The sequence below is a fragment of the Halococcus dombrowskii genome, from assembly GCF_022870485.1.
Taxonomy (GTDB): Archaea; Halobacteriota; Halobacteria; order Halobacteriales; family Halococcaceae; genus Halococcus; species Halococcus morrhuae.
Genome location: NZ_CP095005.1, coordinates 192,632 through 214,660, shown reverse-complemented (window position 1 = coordinate 214,660; position 22,029 = coordinate 192,632). Strand labels below are relative to the sequence as shown.

The window sequence follows — 22,029 nt, the reverse complement described above, 5'->3', positions numbered from 1 at the left end:
CCTAACCCCCCGAGCCTTCGTGCTCGGGACATTCCGGTTGATCCTGCCGGAGGCTATTGCTATCGGGGTCCGATTCAGCCATGCTAGTTGTACGGGTTTAGACCCGTAGCAAATAGCTCCGTAACACGTGGTCAAACTACCCTCTGGACCGGGATATCCTCGGGAAACTGAGGTCAATCCCAGATACTGCTTTCATGTTGGAATACAGAAAGTCGGAAACGGTCCGCCGCCGGAGGACGTGACTGCGGCCGATTAGGTAGACGGTGGGGTAACGGCCCACCGTGCCGATAATCGGTACGGGTTGTGAGAGCAAGAACCCGGAGACGGTATCTGAGACAAGATACCGGGCCCTACGGGGCGCAGCAGGCGCGAAACCTTTACACTGCACGCCAGTGCGATAAGGGGACCCCGAGTGCGAGGGCATACAGTCCTCGCTTTTCGTGACCGTAAGAAGGTCTCAGAATAAGAGCTGGGCAAGACCGGTGCCAGCCGCCGCGGTAATACCGGCAGCTCGAGTGATAGCCACTATTATTGGGCCTAAAGCGTCCGTAGCCGGCCGAACAGGTCCGTCGGGAAATCCACCCGCTCAACGGGTGGACGTCCGGCGGAAACCAGTCGGCTTGGGGCCGGGAGACCAGAGAGGTACGTCCGGGGTAGGAGTGAAATCCTGTAATCCTGGACGGACCACCGGTAGCGAAAGCGTCTCTGGAGAACGGACCCGACGGTGAGGGACGAAAGCTTGGGTCTCGAACCGGATTAGATACCCGGGTAGTCCAAGCTGTAAACGATGCTCGCTAGGTGTGGCGTTGGCTACGAGCCAGCGCTGTGCCGTAGGGAAGCCGAGAAGCGAGCCGCCTGGGAAGTACGTCCGCAAGGATGAAACTTAAAGGAATTGGCGGGGGAGCACTACAACCGGAGGAGCCTGCGGTTTAATTGGACTCAACGCCGGACATCTCACCGGCACCGACAGTGTGCAGTGACAGTCAGTCTGATGGGCTTACTTGAGCCACTGAGAGGAGGTGCATGGCCGCCGTCAGCTCGTACCGTGAGGCGTCCTGTTAAGTCAGGCAACGAGCGAGACCCGCGTCCCTAATTGCCAGCAGCAGCCTTGTGCTGGCTGGGTACATTAGGGAGACTGCCGTCGCTAAGACGGAGGAAGGAACGGGCAACGGTAGGTCAGTATGCCCCGAATGTGCCGGGCGACACGCGGGCTACAATGGCCGAGACAGTGGGACGCTACCCCGAGAGGGGACGCTAATCTCCTAACCTCGGTCGTAGTTCGGATTGCGGGTTGAAACCCACCCGCATGAAGCTGGATTCGGTAGTAATCGCATTTCAGAAGAGTGCGGTGAATACGTCCCTGCTCCTTGCACACACCGCCCGTCAAATCACCCGAGTGAGGTCCGGATGAGGCCGGCGCAACGCCGGTCGAATCTGGGCTTCGCAAGGGGGATTAAGTCGTAACAAGGTAGCCGTAGGGGAATCTGCGGCTGGATCACCTCCTACAGACCGGGATCGGGCCGACGGCCCGACCCATTTGCAACTGTGTTCGCGTTCGTGACTCGCGGTGCCGACCGGGCACCTACGAACTATCAGGGCTGACAGCAAACACGAGCCTTCCGTGGCAGTCGGCCTGCGGAAAAACGGAAGGCGGGCCCATAGCTCAGTGGGAGAGTGCCTCCTTTGCAAGGAGGATGCCCTGGGTTCGAATCCCAGTGGGTCCATCCGTCGACTCGGACGAACCGAGTCCCTTAAGTGGGGCTCGGGGATATGTTCGAGTCCGACCGAACCGATGCACCACCTCGTGCAAGCGTGGGTGGGAAGGGTTGAGGCGTGCCTCGTGACACTCGGGCGCGTCCATGAGACTGTGTGTACGTGCGATCCAGGCGTCCACTGGACCCGTTCAGCGGGTTCATGGATTCTGATTAGAAGACCGTGGCTACTATGCCAACTGGTGAATAGCTCGGCTCGAGTGCCGATGAAGGACGTGCCAAGCTGCGATAAGCTCAGGGGAGCCGCACGGAGGCGAAGAACCTGAGATTTCCGAATGGGAATCCCCACCGCAATTGCTTCGCGCAATGGGGAACGCCGGGAACTGAAACATCTCAGTACCGGCAGGAAGAGAAACCGAATGGGATGTCGTTACTAACGGCGAGTGAACGCGACGCAGTCCAAACCGAAGCTTACGGGGCTTTGCCCCACGAGCAATGTGGTGTTCGGACTGACTCTCAGCACCGGATCGTCTGTGTGAAGTCTCCTGGAACGGAGCGTGAGACAGGGTGAAAACCCCGTAACACAGACCAGTACGGTGTGCGTCAGCTCCAGAGTATCGGGGGTTGGATATCCCTCGTGAATATGGCCGGCATCGACGGCCAAGACTAAACACATCTCGAGACCGATAGTGAACAAGTAGCGTGAGCGAACGCTGAAAAGCACCCCACAAAGGGAGGTGCAATAGGGCTTGAACTCAGTTGGCGATCGAGCGACGGGGCATAAAAGGCGTCTTAGTGAACGACCCGGGGGCGACCCCGCAGTAGCAACCGAGACGAGCCGATGTTCCGTCGTGCGTTTTGAAAAACGAGCCAGGGAGTGTGTCTGCTTGACGAGTCTAACCCGAGCATCGGGGAAGGCATAGGGAAACCGACATGGCCGCAGTGCGTTCTACGTACCAGGGCCGCCGTGTTCAAGCGCGGGGAGTCGAGCGGACACGACCCGAATCCGGACGATCTACACGATGGCAAGGTGAAGCGTGGCGAAAGCTGCGTGGAGGCCTGTTAGGGATGGTGTCCTACAATACCCTCCCGTGACCAGTGTGTAGGGGTGAAAGGCCCATCGAGTCCGGCAACAGCTGGTTCCGACCGAAACATGTCGAAGCATGACCTCCGCCGAGGTAGTTCGTGGGGTAGAGCGACCGATTGGAGGGACCGACTCCGAGAGGAGTCGGCCCTCCTGTCGAACTCCGAACCTACGAACGCCGTCGACGCGGGGAGAGCGGTGTGCGGGGTAAGCCTGTGCACCATGAGGGAGACAACCCAGAGCTTGGTTGAGGTCCCCAAGTGTGGACTAAGTGCGATCGAAGGTGGTTCCGAGCCATAGACAGCCGGGAGGTGAGCTTAGAAGCAGCTACCCGCTAAGAAAAGCGTAACAGCTTACCGGCCGAGGTTTGGAGCGCCGAAAATGATCGGGGCTCAAGTCCACCACCGAGACCTAGCGGCGCACTGTATAGTGCGATCCAGTAGGTCGGCGCTCCGTTTGGGTGGAAGTACGGGCGAGAGTTCGTATGGACCGAACGGTGACGATAATCCTGGCCACAGTAGCAGCGGTAGTCGGGTTAGAATCCCGACGGCCTCACGGACAAGGGTTCCTCGGCAATGTTCGTCAACCGAGGGTTAGCCGGTCCTCAGTCCTACCGCAGTTCGAGTAGGACGAATCGGGAAACTGGTTAATATTCCAGTGCCCGCGTGCAATCATGCCGACGCCTCGGGGTCGACCGAGCCGGGCACTCGCCCGGTCGAATCACCAAAACTCGTGGAAGCCGTAACGGCACGAAGCGGGCGAACGGTGAGATAGAGAAATTCGGTCCAACCTGGGGCCCGTGAAAAGGCGCACGCGGTCCGTACCCAGATCCGACACAGGTGTCCGTGGCGGCGAAAGCCAAGGCCTGTCGGGGACAACCGACGTTAGGGAATTCGGCAAGTTAGTCCCGTACGTTCGCAATAAGGGATGCCTGCCTCGGAATGAGGCAGGTCGCAGCGACTCGGACGCTCCAACTGTCTAATAACAACACAGGTGACCGCAAATCCGCAAGGACTCGTACGGTCACTGAATCCTGCCCAGTGCGGGTATCTGAACACCCGGTACAACGGGACGAAGGACCCGTCAACGGCGGGGGTAACTATGACCCTCTTAAGGTAGCGTAGTACCTTGCCGCTTCAGTAGCGGCTCGCATGAATGGATGAATGAGAGCGTCACTGTCCCAACGTTGGGCCCGGTGAACTGTACGTTCCAGTGCGGAGTCTGGAGACCCCCAAGGGGAAGCGAAGACCCTATAGAGCTTTACTGCAAGCTGTCGCTGGGACACGGTCGCTAGTGTGCAGGATAGGTAGGAGTCGTCACGCAGGCACCCGCGCTAGCGGGCCGCCGAGACATCACTGAAATACTACCCACTAGTGACTGTGACCCTTACTCCGGGAGGAGGACACCGGTAGCTGGGCAGTTTGACTGGGGCGGTACGGGCTTGAAAAGATATCGAGCCCGCCCGAAGATCACCTCATCCGGGTCGGAGACCCGGAATAGAGCGCAAGAGCAAAAGGTGGTCTGACAGTGTTCTCTCCAACACGAGAACGCTGACGCGAAAGCGCGGTCTAGCGAACGGATGAGCCTGCTTGATGCGGGCCATTTACGACAGAAAAGCTACCTTAGGGATAACAGAGTCGTCACCCGCAAGAGCACATATCGACCGGGTGGCTTGCTACCTCGATGTCGGTTCCCTCCATCCTGCCCGTGCAGCAGCGGGCAAGGGTGAGGTTGTTCGCCTATTAAAGGAGGTCGTGAGCTGGGTTTAGACCGTCGTGAGACAGGTCGGCTGCTATCTATTGGGGGTGTCATGGTACCTGACGGGAACGATCGTATAGTACGAGAGGAACTACGATTGGTCGCCACTGGTGTACCGGTTGTCCGAGAGGGCACGTGCCGGGCAGCCACGCGACACGGGGTAAGAGCTGAACGCATCTAAGCTCGAAACCCACCCGGAAAAGAGGTACCGCCGAGGTCACTCGTAGAAGACGAGTTCGATAGACTCGGGGTGTACGCGCCGAGGCAACGAGGCGTTCAGCCCGCGAGCACTAACAGACCGAGCCACATCAGTCATATCGCATTGGAATCCGTCCTGCTGGACGGGTCCAGGCGCTAACTGGATCGCACGTCATACATTAGATACCCGAACGCATCGGCCCACCGATCGTCGGCGTTACGCGGTTCGATTCCGCGGATCGGCATTAAGGCGGCCACAGCGGCGGGGCGACTCCCGTACCCATCCCGAACACGGCAGATAAGCCCGCCAGCGTTCCAGCGAGTACTGGAGTGTGCGAACCTCTGGGAAAACTGCCTCGCAAGAGGGGCCAAGTGTGAGCCCAGGAGCGCAATCGGTAGTACACGCAGGGTCCGTCCCGGTGGAACCCGAGACCGCTCCGTTACAACGGCTCATAACTAGTGGTTCGCCGCCTCCCATTCATACTTCGAGCTACCCCTTTCGGTAGCTCACTCATCATCACTCGCGAAGTGGCAACGCTCGGTAGCAAACCGCTACCGTTATGCCAGTCAGTCCAGTAGTCCCGACTGCGCCAAGGTGGCAGAGTCCGGCCTAACGCAGCGGCCTGCAGAGCCGCCCATCGCCGGTTCAAATCCGGCCCTTGGCTTCACACGATTTCTCACGTCCCATCTGTTTGCAGCTCGAAAGACCTACTGACGAGGATTTTACTATTTCGACGTCTACATGTCGTGCCCATTGGTTCGTCGCATGACCGATTTCCTTCTCGTCATCAGCCTACGCTGTTGGGGTTAGCAGTACGAATAGTCTCCAAAAAATCGGATCGATAGCAGCGGCTCTCGGCGAGTGGAGCTACTGCGAGGCGATGGCTTCGATCTCGACGCCGATGCCCTTCGGGAGATCGCCAACGGCGAAGGCGCTTCTGGCGGGCGGCTCGTCGTCGAAGACGTCGCCGTAGGCCTCGTTCATCTCGTCGAAGTCGTCGATGTCGGCGAGGAAGATGGTGGTTTTGACCACGTCGTCCATGTCGAGTCCTTCCTCGGCGAGGACGGCCTCGATGTTCGCGAGGCTCTGTTCGGTCTGGGTCGCGATCGATTCGTCGGCGAGGGAGTCCCCGTCGGCGGTGAAGGGGAGCTGTCCCGCGGTGAAGACGAGCTCGTCGGTCGTCGCTCCTTGGCTGTACGCGCCGACGGCCGCCGGTGCGTCGTCGGTCGAGATGATTCGTTTCACGTGTCAGCTGTCCACCCGATGTGAGTTAATGGCTTTGGTTGCCGTCCCGCGCGGTCCTCCGGCGAAAAGCAACGATTATACCACCGGCAATGTTTCTGGCGAACATGCAACGACGGGCTGCGGCGATCTACGTCGTCTTCTTCGTCCTCGTCGCCGTTGGAGCGTTTTCGCTGACGACGGTGGCGCAGGAGCCGTCGGTATCGGTCGCGGGACAGAACTACTCGCAGGGCGATACCCTCTCGGCCGGCGGCACGGAGTGGACGGTCAACGTCAACGACGGCGAAGGCAACGTCTCGCGGGTCAACGAATCGGCGCGGTTCACCACGTCGATCGCGAACAACTCGTCACTGCTCTTCGCGAACGGCGAGTATCGTCCCGCACCGAACGGTTCGGACAGTGGTGCCGGGACCGGTACCGGGAGCCCCTCGCCAAGTGCGACGGGTACTCCGGGTGGCTCGGGAACCAGTCTTGCGACCGGCGAGACGGCCAGCAACGACTCCGCGACGCGGTTCCGCGTCGTCATCTCGAACGCTACGGCCGGCAACGCTTCGGGCGGGAACACGTCCGGTGGCAACGCCTCCGGCAACGCGACCAACGTCTCGTCGTTCACCCTCCGCCAGGAGTTCATGACGAGCCAGCGCCTGCGGCAGGACCCGTCGGTCGCCGACGTGGCGCTGACCGGCGAGAACGGCACGCAGTACGTCCGCTACCGTAACGGGACGACCCAGCCCCTCGACGAGTATCTCCCGACACCGGAGGTTCGGAACGTCTCGGTCGGCGACTCGTTCCCGTACGAAAACAACTCGTCGAGCGTCGCAAGCGTCAACACCAGCGGCGCGACGCTCGCGTGGGAAGGAAATCTGACGCGCTCGGCGGAGCTGAAGGACGGCGAGAACGCGACGATCGGCGGAACGACGTACGTCGCGCAGTTCCCGACCAACAGCTCGGTCACGCTCTCGCAGAACGTCTCGGGCTATCAGGCCGAACAGACGAAACTTGACGAGTTCAACAACCGTATCCTCGGTCTCTGGGGGACCGTCATCATCAGCCTGTTCGCCGCCGTTCTCATCGTCGCGCTGGCGTATATGCCGGTCAGAGGCTAACCCGGCGCTCCGCCGCAGGTTTCGTTTCGGTATCGATCGATATTTCGTGCGACGGAATCGCTTCGCTTCACAGTCTCTGTACTCGCCATGCTCAGTCCGCTTTGTCGCTCGAACCGTCACGTTCGCTGTTCGGTTCTCACTATCGTTCGGCAGAACAGCGGGCTGGGAGGGATTCGAACCCCCGACCGTCTGGTTAAAAGCCAGACGCTCTGCCTAACTGAGCTACCAGCCCTCGGTTCGACTGAGGGCGGCGGCCGTAAATCAGTACCGTTCGGCGGTTGTGGGGTCGGTCGGCTGCTCGTTGAGCGCCTCCGCGACCAGCACCGCGGGATCAACGCCTTTCCGTGCGGCCTGGCGTCTGAGATCGGTGTAGATCTCGCGCGGGAGGCGCAGCGTCATCTCGCCGAGGGTGACGTCGTGGGCGTCGAGTACCGCCTCGGGATCGGTGCCGGCGTTGATCGCGCTCGCGATCGAGCGCACCTCGCGGACGGTGAGATCGCCGTCGAGCACGGCCCACGCGAGGAGATATCGGGATCGGTCGGTGACGCGTGCGATATGCTTGGCCGCCGTCGGAGCGATGTCGCCGGTGGCGACGTACTGGCGGATCGGTCGCGGCAGGTCGTGGACGCGTGCCCATTTCCGAATGAACGAGACCGTGACGCCCTCGTCGGCTCGCTCGGCGGCCGCCTTGTAGGAGCCCTCGCCGCGGACGAGTGCGGCACAGGCGGCCGCCCCGCGAAGCATGTAGACGCTGTCGGCCGCCCCGATCGAATCGTCGGCGAAGCGTTCGACGATGTCGGCGGCACGACTGAGGCTGTCGGGATCGTCGGGATCGAACTGGACCGCCTGCTGGGCGTGTTCGCCGGCAAAGGTCGGGTCACCCCGGACGACCGGCTGGCCGACGGGTGACTCGCGGTCGGTTGGCCCGTCGGCTGCGTCGTCGGGGGTCATATCCCATGTGAAACGCCAACGGACAAAAGCACCTCGCCGCGCGATCGTGCCACGCTCAGTCGTCGCGCTGCTCGGAGAGGTGTTCCCAGATCTCGGTGCAGCCACAGCCGTCCGCGACGTCGTCGAGGTGATCGGTCGCCGGTTCCTCCTCTCTCTCCTCGGCTTCGCTCATCGTTCGTCCTCCGAGTCGTACAGCTCTGGCGCGACGTCTGCCGAAACGTGCTGACGCGCGCCGTCGGTGTCTGACATCGTTGTTCGACAGGGGCGGTACCAGCATAAGCACGCGCTCACCCGTAAGCGCTACCCCGGCTCTCATCTCCCGGCAACTGCTGCCTGTGTCTTCGACGTACCTCACCGACGAATACCGTCGCTTTCATGCGTTTTTCTCGAAATCGTGCGTCACCATAATCTCGGCGGCGAGCGGGCGACAGACATAGTGTACTGGGGGTGGAAGGGCGGCCGTGTCGATCGACGTCCATCAGCTCGACGCCGGCGCGTGGATCAGCGTCAACGACAGCCGCGAGGTGAGCGTGAGTAACCTCTGGCGACTCGCCAGACAGGAGTTCTGTGGCTGTGAGATGGCCGATTTCCTCGCCGAGGGGTTCGTCGAGGTCGGCGTCGACACGCGGGCTATCGAGGCGCGCATCGCCGGTCAGTGCATCGCCTGTGGTGCGAGCGGCGTCACTGACTGGCTCGCCGTCGGTCGCGTGCTCGACGGCGAGTTCCGTTCCGTCGTGCCCGAGAGCGTCCATATCCCGTGTCGACGCAGCCGACTCGCCCGTCCGGTGTCGCCCGAATGAAGCAATTCTTTCCTCGTTTACCGAGACGCGGGGAGGTTTGACACCACGGAGGAGGGTTTAGGAGTCGGGGTCGTTGCGACGGTATGTCGACCAACGTCGAAGGCTGGAAGGACGAGGTCTACGGCGAGGAGATCCGCGAGCATCTCTTCGAGTTCGCCGAGGAGGGCTGGGAGTCGATCCCCGACGACGAGCACGACGCCTGGTTCGAGCGGTTCAAATGGTGGGGGCTGTACCACCAGCGCAACGGCCAGGAGAGCTACTTCATGATGCGGATCGGGACGCCCAATGGCGTGCTCGAACCGGGCCAGTTGGAGGTGGTCGCCGATATCGCCGATGAGTACGCCCGTGGCCCGGCCGACAATCCCGAGTTCGGTGGCGCGTACTGCGACTGGACCACGCGCCAGTCGATCCAGCTCCACTGGATCCGGATCGAGGACGTGCCCGAGATCTTCGACAAACTCGAAGCCAATGGACTGTCGACCATGCAGGCCTGTGGCGACTCGTGGCGCAACATCGTCGGCTGTCCGGTCGCCGGCAAGGACAAACACGAGCACGTCGACGCGTGGCCGGTGGCCGAGCAGCTCCACGAGGAGTTCAAGGGCAACGACGCCTACGAGAACCTCCCCCGGAAGTGGAAGGTCTCGGTGACGGGCTGTGACGAGGGCTGTGGCCAGGGCGATATCAACGATCTCGCGTTCGAGCCCGCCCGAAAGGAGATCGACGGTGAGGAGACGATGGGGTTCAACGTCCGCGTCGGCGGCGGTCTCTCGCGGAAGGAACCGCGCTTCGCGCGCGATATCGACGTGTTCTGTACGCCCGAGGACGCCCCGAAGGTCTCGGCGGGGATGTCCGCGCTCTTTCGGGACCACGGCGACCGCGACGATCGGTTCAACGCCCGCATCAAGTTCCTCGTCGACGAGTGGGGCACCGAGAAGATCCGGAACACCCTTCAGGAGGAGTACGTCGAGTACGAACTCCCCTCGGCGGGCGAGGACCTCCGCGAACAGTACACCTACAACGCGGGCCGACAGGACGAACACGGCGACCATATCGGCGTCCACGAACAGCCCGACGGCAACTACTACGTCGGCCTGAACGTCATGGTCGGGCGGATGGGGGTCGACGACGTCCGCGAGCTCGCTGCCCTCGCCGACGAATACGGCACCGGCGAGGTGCGACTCACCCAGCGCCAGAACGTCATCGTCACCGACGTTCCCGAGGCGAGCCTCGACGCGTTCCTCGACGAACCGCTCCTGGAGGACTACTCGCCCGACCCGCATCCGTTCATGCGCGGCTCGATCGCGTGTACCGGGACGGAGTTCTGCTCGCTGTCGATCGTCGAGACGAAGAATCGACAGGTCCGGTACGCCCGCTGGCTGAAGGAGAACGTCGAGCTGCCGGCCGGAATCCAGGACTTCCATATCCATCTCTCGGGCTGTACCGCCTCCTGTGCCCAACCACAGATCGCCGATATCAGCCTTCGCGGAATGAAGACGAGAAAGGACGGCGAGCCGGTCGAGGCGTTCGACATCGGGCTCGGCGGCGGGCTGGGCGAGGATCCCCACTTCGCCGACTGGATCGCGATGCGCGTCGCGGCCGACGAGGTGCCGGGCTACATCCGGAACGTGCTCGCGGCCTACGAGGACGAATCCGGCGAAGAGAGCTTCCGGGAGTTCATCGCCGCGCGCGACGAGGAGGAACTGGAAGCACTCGCCGAGCCCGAAGAGACCGACTACGCGGACCCGTACATGCACAACACGAAGATGACGTGGTATCCCTACGCCGACGAGGACGAGATGGACGATCGGCCGACGCCGGCCCGTGCTGACGGCACGCCGATCACCGCCGACGACTGATCGCCGATGAGCGATCGCATCCTGAAGGTCAACGCCTACACGACGCTCGACCTGCTCGACGGGCGGGCGGAGGGCCACGGCTTCGAGGAGGACGCGCTGGCTGTGTTGAACGTCACGGCCGACCGCAAAAACCCCGATGCGGTGAAACTCCAGCTCGAACTCGACAACACCGATCTCGATGCCGTACCGGCCCACGCCGACGAGATCGAACTCACACCCGAGCAGGCCCGGACGGTCGCCGCCGCCCTCGAAGAGCGCGCCGAGACGGTCGAGGACGCGAACGACGACTGAACCGATCCCGCTCTTATCTTTCGTTACCAGTCTTTTTCACTGCGCTCGCGCCACGCCCGCCGCTGGCGATCCTCGGTGACGTGGCGTCGACCGTCGGCCAGTTCTTCGCGGACGTCCGCCTCGAACTCGTCGACGGGATCGAGGAACTCGTCGACGAACGCCTCGACCAGCTCGTAGGTCCACTGTTCGTCGACAACGCCCGCCGGGAGGAGGTCGTCGCGGAGCGCGTCGGCGTGCTCGTCGTGTCCGCTCGCGCGGAGCTGCTCGCGGGCGTCGTCGAAGCGGTTCATGCCGCGGCCGATCGCGTGGTGGAAGGCGAGCAGGTGGCCGTAGCCCCGGTGGAGGTGTTCGATGCCGAGCTGGAGGTCGTGGAGCGCCGCCCGTTCGTCCTCGTCCGGACCCTGCTGGTCGTCCATACCCTCCCCATTGCCGAGAGCGACCAAAACGTTTGGTGCGGTCGCCGCAACGCCAACCGCTTTCCGCCGGCCACTCCCACGACGGCCATGACCGCCAACGGCGACTGGACGACCGAGCGGATGGGCGATCTGAGCGATCGAACCGTCGTGGTCACCGGCGCGAACAGCGGGCTGGGCTTCCAGGCCGCGAAAGCGTTCGCGACTCACGGTGCGGACGTCGTGTTGGCCTGTCGGAACGTCGAGCGCGGTGTCGACGCGGGTGAACGCATCAGGGACGAGGCTCCCGACACCCGACTGACGGTGATCGAACTCGACCTCGCCGATCTCGCGTCGATCCGTGCGTTCGCGACGAGCTTCGCCGACACGCACGACGAACTCCACGTCCTCTGCAACAACGCCGGCGTGATGGCGGTCCCGTATGGCGAAACGACGGACGGTTTCGAGACGCAGTTCGGCGTCAACCATCTGGGCCACTTCGCGCTCACGGGCCTGCTGCTCGACGAACTCCGCGACACCGACGGCGAGACGCGCGTCGTCACCCAGTCGAGCGCGCTGCACGAGAACGGCGAGATCGATTTCGACAGCGTGGCGCGCAGCGCCGATCGCCAGCACGAGGAGTCCTACGACAAGTGGGACGCCTACGGGCAGAGCAAGCTCGCGAACGTACTGTTCGCCTACGAGCTCCAGCGCCGCCTCCGTGCCACGGGCGTCGAGAGCGTTTCGAGCGTCGCCTGTCATCCCGGCTACGCCGACACGAACCTCCAGAAGCGCGGGCCGGAGCAGGCGGGCTCCACGCTCCGGCTGCTGGGAATGAAGGCCGCCAACGCCGTGATCGGCCAGGACGCCGCGACGGGCGCGCTCCCCTTGCTCTACGCCGCGACCGCCGACGACATCGACGGCGGCGAGTACGTCGGCCCGGGTGGGGTCGGGAACCTACGTGGCCAGCCCGAAACACAGCGCTCCAGCGAGCGTTCGTACGACGAGACGACCGCCGGACGGCTCTGGGACGTCTCCGAAAACCTGACCGGCGTGCAGTACGATCTCAGTTCGAACTGATCAGAGCTCGACCCGCTCGCCGCGCTCGGGTGCACTCGCGTCGAAACCCCGTTCCTGTAGCTCGTCGGCGAAGGCCGGACAGCGGTCGCCGTGGACGCAGAGCACCGTCGCGTCGCGGTACGAATCGAGATACGCGAGCAGACCGCGGCGGTCGGCATGTGCCGAGAAGTCGTACGCCTCGACCCGTGCGCTTACGGCCATGACGCGCCCGTCGATCTCCGCGCGCCCGGTATCGAGCAGCTCGCGACCAGGGGTGCCGGCGACCTGATGGCCGGTCATGGCGATCAGGTTCGTCGGGTCCGCACGGATCTCGGGGATATACGACATCGCCGGCCCGCCCGAGAGCATCCCGCTGGTGGTGACGATCGCGGTGTTCTCGGCGGCAATGCGTTCTCGCTGGCCATCGCGACCGGTGACGAACCGGGTGTGGCCCGCCGCCCTATCGAGCGCGTCGCCGTCGCGGACGAACGAGGGATGGCGTCGACACATCTCCGTCACCTCCTTTCCCATTCCGTCGACGTAGCAGTCGACATCGTGGGCCGCACAGACCAGGAGTAGCTCCTGCGTGCGACCGATGGCGAAGGCCGGCACGACGACTGTCCCGCCGTTCCAGAGCGTTCTCCTGACGCTCTCGGCGAATCGCTCCTCGACGTGCTCGCGGGGGTCGTGTTCGGTGTCGGAGTAGGTGCTCTCGCAGATCACGACGTCGGCGTCAGGTCGGGCGGTCGAGGGGGTGACGAGACGCTGGCCGCGGTCGGGATGACCAGTATGAAAGTCGCCGGTGTAACAGAGCCGCGTTTCGCCATCGTCGACGAGGACGTGCGCGCTGCCGGGGATGTGGCCGGCGTCGTAGAGCGTGATCTCGTGGCCAGCGGCCGTGAACGACTCGCCGTATGCGTGGGTCTCCGAGACCTGGGTGAGCCGTCGTAGCTCGGTTTCGGTGAACGGACAGCCGTAGGTTCCGCCGTGGAGTTTGAGCGTGTCGCGGGCGAGCGTCATCGCGAGCTCGCGCGTCGGCGGCGTCCAGTGGACCGTCGGCCGATCGTCGCCCGACAGCAGCGCGGGCACGGCCCCGACGTGATCGAGATGGCCGTGCGAGACGACGACCGCCTCCGGATCGACAGAGCCGACCGGGTATCCCGGCGGCGTCCCGCTTTTCATGCCGTAATCGAGCAACAGCTCGTCGTCGATCAGCACCGCGCTCCGGCCGACCTCGCGCGCGCCGCCGAGGAATTCGACGTTCATTGGCCGCCCTTCGCGGCTGCGGGCTTTCGGCCCGTCGGTCCGTCCGCGCCCTGTCCGCTCTTCTCTGGCTGTTTCGTTACTTCAGATCGTCGACCCAGCCGGGCTGCTCGACGCTGGTCGAGCCGACATCCGAGAATTCGAGGGTTTCGACGATCGTGTTCGGCTCGCCGGCGCTCAGTTTGTCGGTCGTGCGCTCGGTTTTCAGCGTGTGGACGATGCCCGTCTCGGGATCGACGACGAGCGTCGAGCTGAACTCGGAGACGTCCTCGCCGCGGAACAGGACGTCCGTGCTGAGGCTGTCGGTGCCGTTGGCGACGTAGACGGCGAGTTCGCGGCCGTCGCGCGTGACGCTGCCCGAGCGCTCGTAGTCGACCGCCCGGACGGTCTCCTGGATCTCTGTGGCGGTGAGCAGGCTCTCGGCGAGCGGCCGGCCGAGTTCGGAGACCTCGTACTGGGGCTCCATGCTCTCGTACTCCGTTTTCTCGTAGGCCGTCGCACCCTCGGCGTAGCTGTGGCGGGTCGCCTCGTCGGTCGGCTGCGACGTCAGTCGGGCCGTGTTCGCTTCGAGATCGGCCCGGCCGCTGCGGTCGTTGGTTCCGCCACCCTCGCCAGCACCCTCTATCGTCTCGCTATCGGTGATCGAGAAGCTGCCGGCGGCTCTGAGCCCCTCGACGTGTCCGCTGGCGATACTGCCAGCGTCCAGCGGCGTCTCGGGTCCGGCGGCCGACGCCGCCGACTCGTCGGTCTCCGTCGCCGTTGTTGTGTCCGTCGGCGTGGCGGTCTCGGTCGGTGTTGGCGTGGCGGTCTCGGTCGGTGTCGCTGTCGATGTCGGCGTTGCCGTTGCGGTCGCCGTTTCCGTTGCCGTCACGGTTGCTGTCGCCGTCGATACCGTCGTTGCGGCGGCGGTCGTCTCCGCCGTCGGTGCCGGCGTTCCCGTGGCAGCCGTCGTTCCGTTGGTGGCAGTAGATTCGGCCGGGTCGTTCGCGAACGAGCTACAGCCCGCCAGTAGCACGAGCGCGATGACGACCCCCGTGAGAATCGTCCGTCGTGTCATTGGTTATCGTCTGCAGCCCGGGTAAATATTAATCTGCTGGTCGTGGATCGTGTTCGCCGTCCGTGACGTTCCCGCCATGAAGCTTTCAATACGCTTTTGAACGCCGACCGACTTCCCCGCACATGGCTGATTTCACGGTCGTCGTCGCCGACCCCGAGGACGGGGCGGCCTACCAGAACGCGGTCGAGGGACAGGACGCAAACCGCTTCATCGGACGCTCGATCGGCGAGGAAGTCGACGGCGACGCGGTCGGTCTCGACGGCTACACGCTCGAACTCACCGGTGGCTCGGATACGGCCGGCCGACCGATGCGCGAGGATATCGCCGGTCCGGCGCTCAACGCCGTCCTGCTCTCGGGCGGAACGGGGTTCAAACCGACCCGTGACGGCGAGCGAAAGCGCGTCACCGTCCGCGGGCGCGAAGTCGGCGACGAGACCCAGCAGATCAACGCCACGATCACGGCCCGCGGCGACCGATCGATCGACGAACTGCTCGACGCGGACGACGCGGACGAAGACGACGAGTGACCGACCGGCTGCCGAGCGACCATCCGTCGATCGAGACGGTGCGCGCGACGCTCGCCCGCCGCGGACGCACCCGCTCCCGGCTCGAACTGCCGGCGGACGACCGTTTTCCACTCACGACTACCCGTCTCGTTCTCGACGGTGACGTTTCTCACACCCGTATCGAGAGCGCCCGCGGGGACGGCGTCGAGATCAACGGCGCGTACGGCAACGTCCGGCTCGCACGCGAGCGCGACGGCGAGGATCGCCTCGAAGCGTGGCGCAGAGCTGTGGACATCGACTACGGACGGAGCGTGCTGGTCGATGTCGTCGAGCCGGGATTTCTCTACGGCGTTCGCGAACCCGGCGAGCGCGTCGTCTACGAGGCCGTCGAATCACCCGACGAGGGGCTGGCGGCCATCGCGCGCGATCTCGACGACGCCGACGGCTGACGTCGAACGGTCGTCCGCGATCGGTGCTCTCGAAACCGACGAAACGAGTCCCGCGACCTTTTGTTCGCCCTCGCTGTAACGGTTCCATGAACCCCGACCGACGCCAGTTCCTCGACGGCGAGCGCCCCGAGGACGTGCTCCTGTTCTTCGCCGAATCGGCCGTCTCCGACCTCGGAACCCTCTCCCAGCACGGTGAGGCGGTCGGCAACGGCGTCGCACTGATTCTGGACGCCGAGCGCGGCCGGAGTGCCTTCGAGGGGGCGACCGGCGTCGATCCGATGACGCTCGCGAGCGCGGCGATGGACGCCGAAGGAACGGTCGATCTCGACTCCTTCGAGGGGGACTGCCCCGAGGCCGACGGCGACGATGCCGACGCCGACGGAACCGACGAGCACGCCCCGCGATTCGTCTTCGCCTTCGCCGAGGAGCGCAACGAGGACGTCGGCGGCATCTACGCCGAGGGCGACGTGATTCACGCCTATGCGGTCTGTGAGTGCGGGGGCGTCTACTCCGAGCGCTGGGTCGCGGGCGCGGCCTGATCGGTCGCAGCGCATCACGCAGTTTATATACGATGACGGCCGTGTACGGCCATGGAATTATCACAGCGACAGCCCCAGCTCGATGCGGAGATAACGCCGCTCGACCTGCGGTTTTCGAGCGACGAACTCACTGCCGAGCGCGAGCGCATCACGTCGTTCATCCAAGCACAGGTCGATCGCCACGACGCCGACGGCGTCGTCCTCGGGCTCTCGGGCGGTGTCGACAGCACGGCCGTCGCCCATCTCGCCGTCGAGGCGCTCGGCCGGGAGGCCGTCCACGGGCTCGTCCTCCCCCGGGACGTCAACAGCGACGCGAACATGAGCGACGCCGAGCGCGTCGCGGTCGATCTCGGCATCCGCTACGACGTCGTCGACATCGACCCGATCATGGACGAACTGCTCGCCATCGATGCGGGTGAGAGCGCGAGCGACGAGGACGACTGGGCGAACCGTTTCGTCGGCAACACGAGCGCACGCGTCCGGATGACGGTCAACTACCTCGTCGCGAACAAGGAGAACAAACTCGTGCTCGGGACCGGCAACCGCGTCGAACTCTCGCTTGGCTACGTCACGAAATACGGCGACGGCGGCGTCGACTGCAACCCGATCGGCAACTGCTACAAACAGCAGGTCCGCCAGCTCGCCGCCGATCTCGGGGCCGACGAGGAGCTTGTCCAGAAGACGCCGACCGGCGGGATGGTCGACTACGAGACCGACGAGGAGGAGATCGGCGTCGAGTACGACACCATCGACGCGATCGTCGCGCTCACCGTCGACGGCAACGTGGCGACCGCTGCGGCCGCCGAGATCGCCGACACCACGCCGGAGGTCGTCGAACACATTCAGGAACTGCACCGCGACAACGAGCACAAGCGGACCGCGCCGCCGATGCCGACCGACGCCAACTGATCGCCGAACGGTTCGTTCACCGATCGTTTCTACCCGTCATCAGCATCGCTCGCCGAGAGATAGCCGACGAGATGATCGAGAATAGTATCCACGATAGCCGGGCGTAGTCGGCCATAGACCGACGCGATGTCGGCGTGATCCCGGGTGACGAGCAGCCACGGGTAGGCGTACGACCGCCGCGGCAGTCCGCCGGCGGCCCAGTCGTCCGGATCGAGCGCCAGCGCGTCGTCCCGGCGGGTGGTCGAGAGCGCGATCCCAGCGAATTGGCGGTCGGCGAACGGATGCGTTTCGTTGCTCAAAACGAGAAACGGTCGTTCCGGCTCCGCGGCTTCCGTGCTCTTGAACGGGTCGAGACCCCAGACGACTGCACCGCGCTGGAACGGACGGTCGGTCATCCGTCGTCGCTGCGTGCCGCTTCGAACTCCGCCTCGCTTGCGGCGTGGTCCGCCCAGTCGCTCCACTCCTCCTCGCCGAGCAGCGCGTCGAGATGGGCGTCCTCGGCGTGCGCTCGGAACGCGCTCGCCACTCGCTCGCGGTCGTCGGTGATGGCCCAGTACGGCTCCCGATGGCGGACCAGATCTCGCTTCTTCAGGCGCGAGAGGTTCGTTCCGACGGTGTTCGGGGCAACATCGAGTGCCTCGGCAATTTCGGCACGTGTGAACGCCTGCTCGTCGTGCGCGAGGAGAAATCGGACGATACGTTCGCCCGTCGTCCGGCGGAGCTCCTCGCCGTCCTCGAACCGGTCGATACCGATCGGCATGGCTGTGCTTGGTGTGCTGCTGTGATAGCTGTTACGGCGTGCCAGAGCCGACTAGGCCATTGTAGCGCGATGACGACCTGTGCTACAGAAAAATAGTCCCTGCTCTATCTGTGAAGGTGAATTTAGATCGATGGAATGTACACTCACCTATAATATTCACACAAACTCACCATCCCCACTCATACCACCTTGAAGCACAAGCCAATCGGAAAATGTCGTGTCGGGATCTGAAACTGGCTGCGACGAAAACCCGGTGAGGGGCATCTCTGTGGGGTTGAACCTTCCAGGAATGTAGTCTATTTGTGTTCTAGGCCTAACAACTCCGTTCTGGATGGAAACGGCTGTTTCACCAATATTGGATCTAAAACCCATCTGAATAGACACTCGGTTGAAGCCGGAGAGGACCTCTCTATCCGTTTCAGATTGGAGATATTCGATATACAGTACCGTTCCTAACCATAGTTGGAATAGCGATTCGAGGTTACTATCCCTCAGATCATCCAAGCAACTTCTCCACCCTGCAGCGACATGTGACCAATCGACTACGCTTGCTCCTGTCTTGATCTCGTTTCGAATCGCTGCTGATGTGATTTCGCACATGGCAAAATAACATCCTCGGAGCGTGTTCTCGTATGGGAACAAATCGTTGAAATCACCGTCTTCTCCTCGTTGCCAATCGATATTTTCGTCGCTGGTTCGAGATGAACATTCACGAACTGCACGACTGTGGATTTTGGGAATACTAAGAGTTTGTACTGATGTGTATCCCGTATCACGAGCATACTGAGCCGACCGATTTGTGATTGATTGTGCTACACGCCAGCCCAAGAGACGAATTCCCGTATCTGCCGCTTCCCAATATTCCGCCTCAGCGGCTTCTACAAGTAGCTCTCGATTAGTACCAATTATATCTATTCTGACTCGATCTTCGAGCTCGCTATATCCAAGACTTTCTATAGGTCTAGACAATCCTTGGGAAGAATACCCAGTAACCAGTTCATGCTCTCTGTCGATTCCACTCTTACCAATTGTATCAAGGCATTCAATTACCTCTTTTGACTGTTCTTCTTGATTGTTTTTGGTTGTATGCTCCAGAAGTGCTGGCAATCGGTCTGTGCAGAGATCCTCGATAGAGGCATTTACTGCTGATTCAGAACCCATAGCATCTGAACAAGTATTTGTTAGCAAGCTACGGATTCTTTCTGAAACCACATCTAGTCCTTGACTTACTGTTGGACCATCCCGATCTTCGATAGCAGAGTCAATGACCGATATCAGTAGTTGATATGGATCTCTTTCAATGGAATCCTCGTCAGATCGGCGTGCTTGTTGAGCCGTCCACTCTGGCGAAAGTCGGTCGTTGATGCGATTCAAAATTCCTTCTGGCGTTGATTGATATAGAATTCGATCGACAAATAAATACAGATTTACCATAGCACTTGCTGCGAGAGCTCCTGCGCCACAGAGGTACGTCTCGTACACAAAACTATCTTGCTCGGCAAATAGATAGAGACCGAAGACATCAACTCCAATTGATACTGCAAATAGTCCCGCTGTGAATCTATAAGCGATATTTTTGCGAAACAGATTCACAAGCCGCGGAGAATATCCAGAAACGGAGAGTTGAATACTCAATATGACTACCGAAAAGACGATCGCGAATATTGCTGCCTGAGTCGAAGCCAGTATCGTGAGGATATCTGTTCCATTTGTACTGATACTCTGGCCGAAACTGGCGACTAGAATAGTTGATATGATGAACAACGGCAACCCAATGATTGCTGCCCATCGTGGTAGTGATCTGTTGTCCATAATTTCCTTCCCTACTGATTTTCGACCTACTGCTCTGTCTCAGTCATTTCATCTGATAGTCGTCCGAACGCCTCCAGGATCACCTGCTTGGTCACTGCACCGCGCGTCGTCCAGTGATTGGCGTAGTCGAGCATGTCGTCGTAGATATCGGGCTTGCAGCCGGCGGCTTTCGGGTGGCCGCCGCCGTTGACCTGTCCGGCGACCTCGTGACAGCGCTCGAACCCGTCGGAGCCACGGATCGAGGCGCTGCCGGAGGGTTTGACGACGACGGCGGCGTCGGCACCCGCCTCTCGGAGTGCCTCGGCGACCTCGTTCTGCGAGCAGCGGCCGTAGGTGACGCCGACGGTCCAGGGACCGATCTCCTCGATCGTCGCCCGTTCGACCGCCCGCTCGATGAGCGCCTCCTTCTCGACGCGCTGCTCGGCGAGATACTCCTCGATCTCGGCGGGGAGATCCGCGCCGTGTTCGCTGACGATTCCGACGTACTCCTCGGGGTCGGTCCAGTAGGCGAAATCCGCGAGATCGTCGCTGCGGGCGTCCTCGCGCAGCCAGAGGTCGTGATCGCGCGTCACGGCCGCGAGCTCCGCCCATCGCGGGCCGAACTCGTGATCGAGCGCCGCGAGCGTGACGTCCGCCGAGCACTCCTCGTCGGAATCGCCGACGACGAGGCGCGCACCGTGGCTGCGTACCTTTTCGGCGTCCTCCTCGTCCCACTGGTGGTGATCGAACCAGCTCACCGCGCTGGCACGCTCGGTGAGGCGCTCGAACTGGCCGGCGATGTAGTGGAAGTCGTCGGGGACGAGATCGCAGACGAACACGCGCGCGCCGGCGTCGAGATGATCGGCCACCCGGTCGATGGCGTTACTGAGGTCGTGCGGACCGGCCGGGACGAGCGCCGTCGGGCCGAACGCCTCTCGAATCAGGGCGACGCAGGCCAGCCCGTCGGCATCGGGATCGGCGATCACGACTCGCTCCGCGCCGGTGACGGTCTCGCGCGTCTCGCGGTCGGCCCGCTCCTCGTCGAACGAATCGGGATAGAAAAAGCCCGTACCCGGCAGCAGCGACTTCCGGGCCAGCGGGAGGTGATCGTCGTCGATGAGTCGGTCGTTCATGCGCCTCCAACGCTACCGCGGCCGAAGTACTCCCCGCTTCACGCCGCTTCTTCGTTGAGCTGGCGGACGGTGAGCACCGGGACAGAGAGGTTTCTGACGAGCGCTTCGGCGACGCTGCCGAGGACGAACCGGTACTCACCGTGTCGCCCGCGCGTGCCCGTCGCCACGAGATCGGCGTCGTGATCGTCGGCGTAGCGCTGGATCTCCTTGGTCGGCTGGCCCTCGCGAACGGCGGTCGTCACGCTCTCGTCGACCGCCTGTACGCTCTCGACGGCCGCCTCGCCGCTCTCTTCGAGCGACGACCGAAGGCGGTCGCGGACGTCCTCCGGCGCGGCGGCGACGTCGTCTTCCTCGACGACGTACAGTGCGTGGACGGCCGCATCGAAGCGATCGGCGAGGTCGAGCGCAGCCGTGACTGCCCGCCCGGCGCTCTCCGAGCCGTCGGTGGCGATGACCACGGTCTCGAACATACGTCCGCTACCGACCGCTGGGTGATAAAGGCCGCGCGCTGTTCTCGGTGGGTTTTTGACTTCCGGCCGCGACTGTCGACCATGACGCTCGCGGTCGAGACCGTTCTCACGCCGGTCGATGGCAGCGACACGTCCATGCGCGCGATCGAATACGCCGTCGAGATCGCCGAACGGTACGATGCCGGCGTCCACGCGCTGTACGTTGTCAACGAAGAAACCGCCAGCGAGGCTTCCTTCGGCGACGTCGACGATTCGGAGCTCGCCGCCGCCAACGAGGCGTTCATCGCCGACGCGCACGAACTCGCACCCGAGGATGTTCCGCTCTCGCACTCGTCGGCCTACGGCTTCTCGGCGATGACGAAGACCCGCCATCCGGGCAGCGTCGTGCTCGACGCCGCCGAGGACGTCGAGGTCGACTTCATCGTCATCCCGCGCCAGCCGGTCTCGGGCGATCCCGACGAACCGCTCGGGCGCGCTGCCGAGTACGTCCTCCAGTACGCGACCCAGCCCGTGCTCTCGGTGTAGCTCTCAAGCCGGGCGATACTGCTCTACTTGCTCGTCGTCGGGATGCTCGACCCGGATGTGGCGCTTCAAGCGCTCCTTGTCGTCGGAGTTGATCTCGATGACCGTCTCGCAGTACGGACATCGCTGATACGGTGACATATCTCCCGTCGGGTCTCGATCATCCTAACGCTGTGGGGT

21 protein-coding genes, 3 tRNA genes and 3 rRNA genes are annotated in these 22,029 nt (G+C 62.9%); 15 read left to right on the top strand and 12 right to left on the bottom strand.

Annotated elements, in window-relative coordinates:
* Window positions 1–30 precede the first annotated feature (30 nt).
* From MUK72_RS01130 to MUK72_RS01110, 5 genes are all read left to right on the top strand, one after another.
* A 16S ribosomal RNA gene (locus MUK72_RS01130) occupies window positions 31–1,504 on the top strand.
* A gap of 148 nt (window positions 1,505–1,652) precedes the next feature.
* A tRNA-Ala gene (locus MUK72_RS01125) sits at window positions 1,653–1,724 on the top strand.
* 206 nt (window positions 1,725–1,930) lie between these two features.
* Window positions 1,931–4,866 (top strand): 23S ribosomal RNA (locus tag MUK72_RS01120).
* Between the two features lie 132 nt (window positions 4,867–4,998).
* Window positions 4,999–5,117: ribosomal RNA gene (gene rrf, locus MUK72_RS01115) — 5S ribosomal RNA — on the top strand.
* The 16S, 23S and 5S rRNA genes sit together here with 2 tRNA genes alongside, the layout of an rRNA operon.
* A gap of 224 nt (window positions 5,118–5,341) precedes the next feature.
* Window positions 5,342–5,417: transfer RNA gene (locus MUK72_RS01110), tRNA-Cys, on the top strand.
* Window positions 5,418–5,620: 203 nt separating this feature from the next.
* Here MUK72_RS01110 and MUK72_RS01105 read toward each other — a convergent pair.
* On the bottom strand, window positions 5,621–5,998 hold the full coding sequence (locus tag MUK72_RS01105; RefSeq protein ID WP_004051938.1) for a Rid family detoxifying hydrolase: 378 nt from the start codon (window positions 5,996–5,998) through the stop codon (window positions 5,621–5,623).
* A 104-nt stretch (window positions 5,999–6,102) separates the two neighbouring features.
* On the opposite strand from MUK72_RS01105, the gene MUK72_RS01100 reads away from it, so the two are divergent.
* Entirely contained in the window at window positions 6,103–7,101 is a 999-nt protein-coding gene (locus MUK72_RS01100) for a hypothetical protein (protein WP_244702940.1), read from the top strand.
* A 158-nt stretch (window positions 7,102–7,259) separates the two neighbouring features.
* Here MUK72_RS01100 and MUK72_RS01095 read toward each other — a convergent pair.
* Window positions 7,260–7,333: transfer RNA gene (locus MUK72_RS01095), tRNA-Lys, on the bottom strand.
* A gap of 29 nt (window positions 7,334–7,362) precedes the next feature.
* Window positions 7,363–8,052: a DUF7119 family protein gene (locus MUK72_RS01090; RefSeq protein ID WP_244702938.1), complete on the bottom strand. Its 690-nt coding sequence runs from the start codon at window positions 8,050–8,052 to the stop codon at window positions 7,363–7,365.
* Between the two features lie 461 nt (window positions 8,053–8,513).
* On the opposite strand from MUK72_RS01090, the gene MUK72_RS01085 reads away from it, so the two are divergent.
* From MUK72_RS01085 to MUK72_RS01075, 3 genes are all read left to right on the top strand, one after another.
* Window positions 8,514–8,852 carry a DUF8134 family protein gene (locus MUK72_RS01085; protein ID WP_244702936.1) on the top strand — a complete coding sequence of 113 codons (339 nt, stop codon included), beginning with the start codon at window positions 8,514–8,516 and terminating at the stop codon, window positions 8,850–8,852.
* Between the two features lie 83 nt (window positions 8,853–8,935).
* Window positions 8,936–10,708: a nitrite/sulfite reductase gene (locus tag MUK72_RS01080; RefSeq protein WP_244702933.1), complete on the top strand. Its 1,773-nt coding sequence runs from the start codon at window positions 8,936–8,938 to the stop codon at window positions 10,706–10,708.
* A 6-nt stretch (window positions 10,709–10,714) separates the two neighbouring features.
* Window positions 10,715–10,999, top strand: coding sequence for a DUF6360 family protein (locus MUK72_RS01075; protein ID WP_244702930.1), 285 nt, complete (start codon window positions 10,715–10,717; stop codon window positions 10,997–10,999).
* A 23-nt stretch (window positions 11,000–11,022) separates the two neighbouring features.
* On the opposite strand, the gene MUK72_RS01070 is transcribed toward MUK72_RS01075, so the two are convergent.
* Complete coding sequence (locus MUK72_RS01070) at window positions 11,023–11,415, bottom strand: hypothetical protein (RefSeq protein ID WP_244702927.1); 393 nt, start codon at window positions 11,413–11,415, stop codon at window positions 11,023–11,025.
* 87 nt (window positions 11,416–11,502) lie between these two features.
* Here MUK72_RS01070 and MUK72_RS01065 point away from each other — a divergent pair, with 87 nt between their 5' ends.
* On the top strand, window positions 11,503–12,471 hold the full coding sequence (locus MUK72_RS01065) for an oxidoreductase (RefSeq protein ID WP_244702924.1): 969 nt from the start codon (window positions 11,503–11,505) through the stop codon (window positions 12,469–12,471).
* Here the strand turns inward: MUK72_RS01065 and MUK72_RS01060 are convergent, their stop codons facing one another.
* Both MUK72_RS01060 and MUK72_RS01055 read right to left on the bottom strand, forming a co-directional pair.
* A complete protein-coding gene (locus MUK72_RS01060) occupies window positions 12,472–13,716 on the bottom strand; it encodes an MBL fold metallo-hydrolase (RefSeq protein ID WP_244702921.1) in 1,245 nt (414 codons plus the stop codon).
* A 76-nt stretch (window positions 13,717–13,792) separates the two neighbouring features.
* A complete protein-coding gene (locus tag MUK72_RS01055) occupies window positions 13,793–14,770 on the bottom strand; it encodes a DUF7537 family lipoprotein (RefSeq protein WP_244702919.1) in 978 nt (325 codons plus the stop codon).
* Window positions 14,771–14,892: 122 nt separating this feature from the next.
* Between MUK72_RS01055 and MUK72_RS01050 the strand changes: the two genes are divergently transcribed.
* From MUK72_RS01050 to MUK72_RS01035, 4 genes are all read left to right on the top strand, one after another.
* A complete protein-coding gene (locus MUK72_RS01050) occupies window positions 14,893–15,297 on the top strand; it encodes a 30S ribosomal protein S6e (protein WP_004051950.1) in 405 nt (134 codons plus the stop codon).
* A complete protein-coding gene (locus MUK72_RS01045; protein WP_244702908.1) occupies window positions 15,294–15,725 on the top strand; it encodes a DUF7112 family protein in 432 nt (143 codons plus the stop codon). The genes MUK72_RS01050 and MUK72_RS01045 overlap by 4 nt, the downstream gene beginning before the upstream one ends.
* 86 nt (window positions 15,726–15,811) lie before the next feature.
* Complete coding sequence (locus MUK72_RS01040; protein ID WP_244702907.1) at window positions 15,812–16,264, top strand: DUF5807 family protein; 453 nt, start codon at window positions 15,812–15,814, stop codon at window positions 16,262–16,264.
* 51 nt (window positions 16,265–16,315) lie between these two features.
* A complete protein-coding gene (locus MUK72_RS01035; RefSeq protein WP_244702904.1) occupies window positions 16,316–17,173 on the top strand; it encodes an NAD+ synthase in 858 nt (285 codons plus the stop codon).
* A 29-nt stretch (window positions 17,174–17,202) separates the two neighbouring features.
* Here MUK72_RS01035 and MUK72_RS01030 read toward each other — a convergent pair whose 3' ends face one another.
* The 5 genes from MUK72_RS01030 to MUK72_RS01010 all read right to left on the bottom strand — a co-directional run bounded on the left by MUK72_RS01030 (window position 17,203) and on the right by MUK72_RS01010 (window position 21,327).
* Window positions 17,203–17,568 carry a hypothetical protein gene (locus tag MUK72_RS01030; protein ID WP_244702902.1) on the bottom strand — a complete coding sequence of 122 codons (366 nt, stop codon included), beginning with the start codon at window positions 17,566–17,568 and terminating at the stop codon, window positions 17,203–17,205.
* The gene (locus MUK72_RS01025; RefSeq protein WP_244702899.1) at window positions 17,565–17,933 is read right to left on the bottom strand and encodes a helix-turn-helix domain-containing protein; all 369 of its coding nucleotides are present in this window, start codon (window positions 17,931–17,933) and stop codon (window positions 17,565–17,567) included. Before MUK72_RS01025 ends, MUK72_RS01030 begins: the two co-directional genes overlap by 4 nt.
* 156 nt (window positions 17,934–18,089) lie before the next feature.
* Complete coding sequence (locus MUK72_RS01020; RefSeq protein ID WP_244702896.1) at window positions 18,090–19,745, bottom strand: DUF2254 family protein; 1,656 nt, start codon at window positions 19,743–19,745, stop codon at window positions 18,090–18,092.
* 26 nt (window positions 19,746–19,771) lie between these two features.
* Window positions 19,772–20,857: a DHH family phosphoesterase gene (locus MUK72_RS01015; RefSeq protein ID WP_244702893.1), complete on the bottom strand. Its 1,086-nt coding sequence runs from the start codon at window positions 20,855–20,857 to the stop codon at window positions 19,772–19,774.
* A 38-nt stretch (window positions 20,858–20,895) separates the two neighbouring features.
* Window positions 20,896–21,327 carry a universal stress protein gene (locus tag MUK72_RS01010; RefSeq protein WP_244702891.1) on the bottom strand — a complete coding sequence of 144 codons (432 nt, stop codon included), beginning with the start codon at window positions 21,325–21,327 and terminating at the stop codon, window positions 20,896–20,898.
* Window positions 21,328–21,408: 81 nt separating this feature from the next.
* On the opposite strand from MUK72_RS01010, the gene MUK72_RS01005 reads away from it, so the two are divergent.
* Window positions 21,409–21,852, top strand: a complete 444-nt coding sequence (locus MUK72_RS01005) for a universal stress protein (protein ID WP_244702888.1) — start codon at window positions 21,409–21,411, stop codon at window positions 21,850–21,852.
* Between the two features lie 3 nt (window positions 21,853–21,855).
* Here the strand turns inward: MUK72_RS01005 and MUK72_RS20160 are convergent, their stop codons facing one another.
* Complete coding sequence (locus tag MUK72_RS20160) at window positions 21,856–21,990, bottom strand: hypothetical protein (RefSeq protein ID WP_280518311.1); 135 nt, start codon at window positions 21,988–21,990, stop codon at window positions 21,856–21,858.
* Window positions 21,991–22,029: the final 39 nt, after the last annotated feature.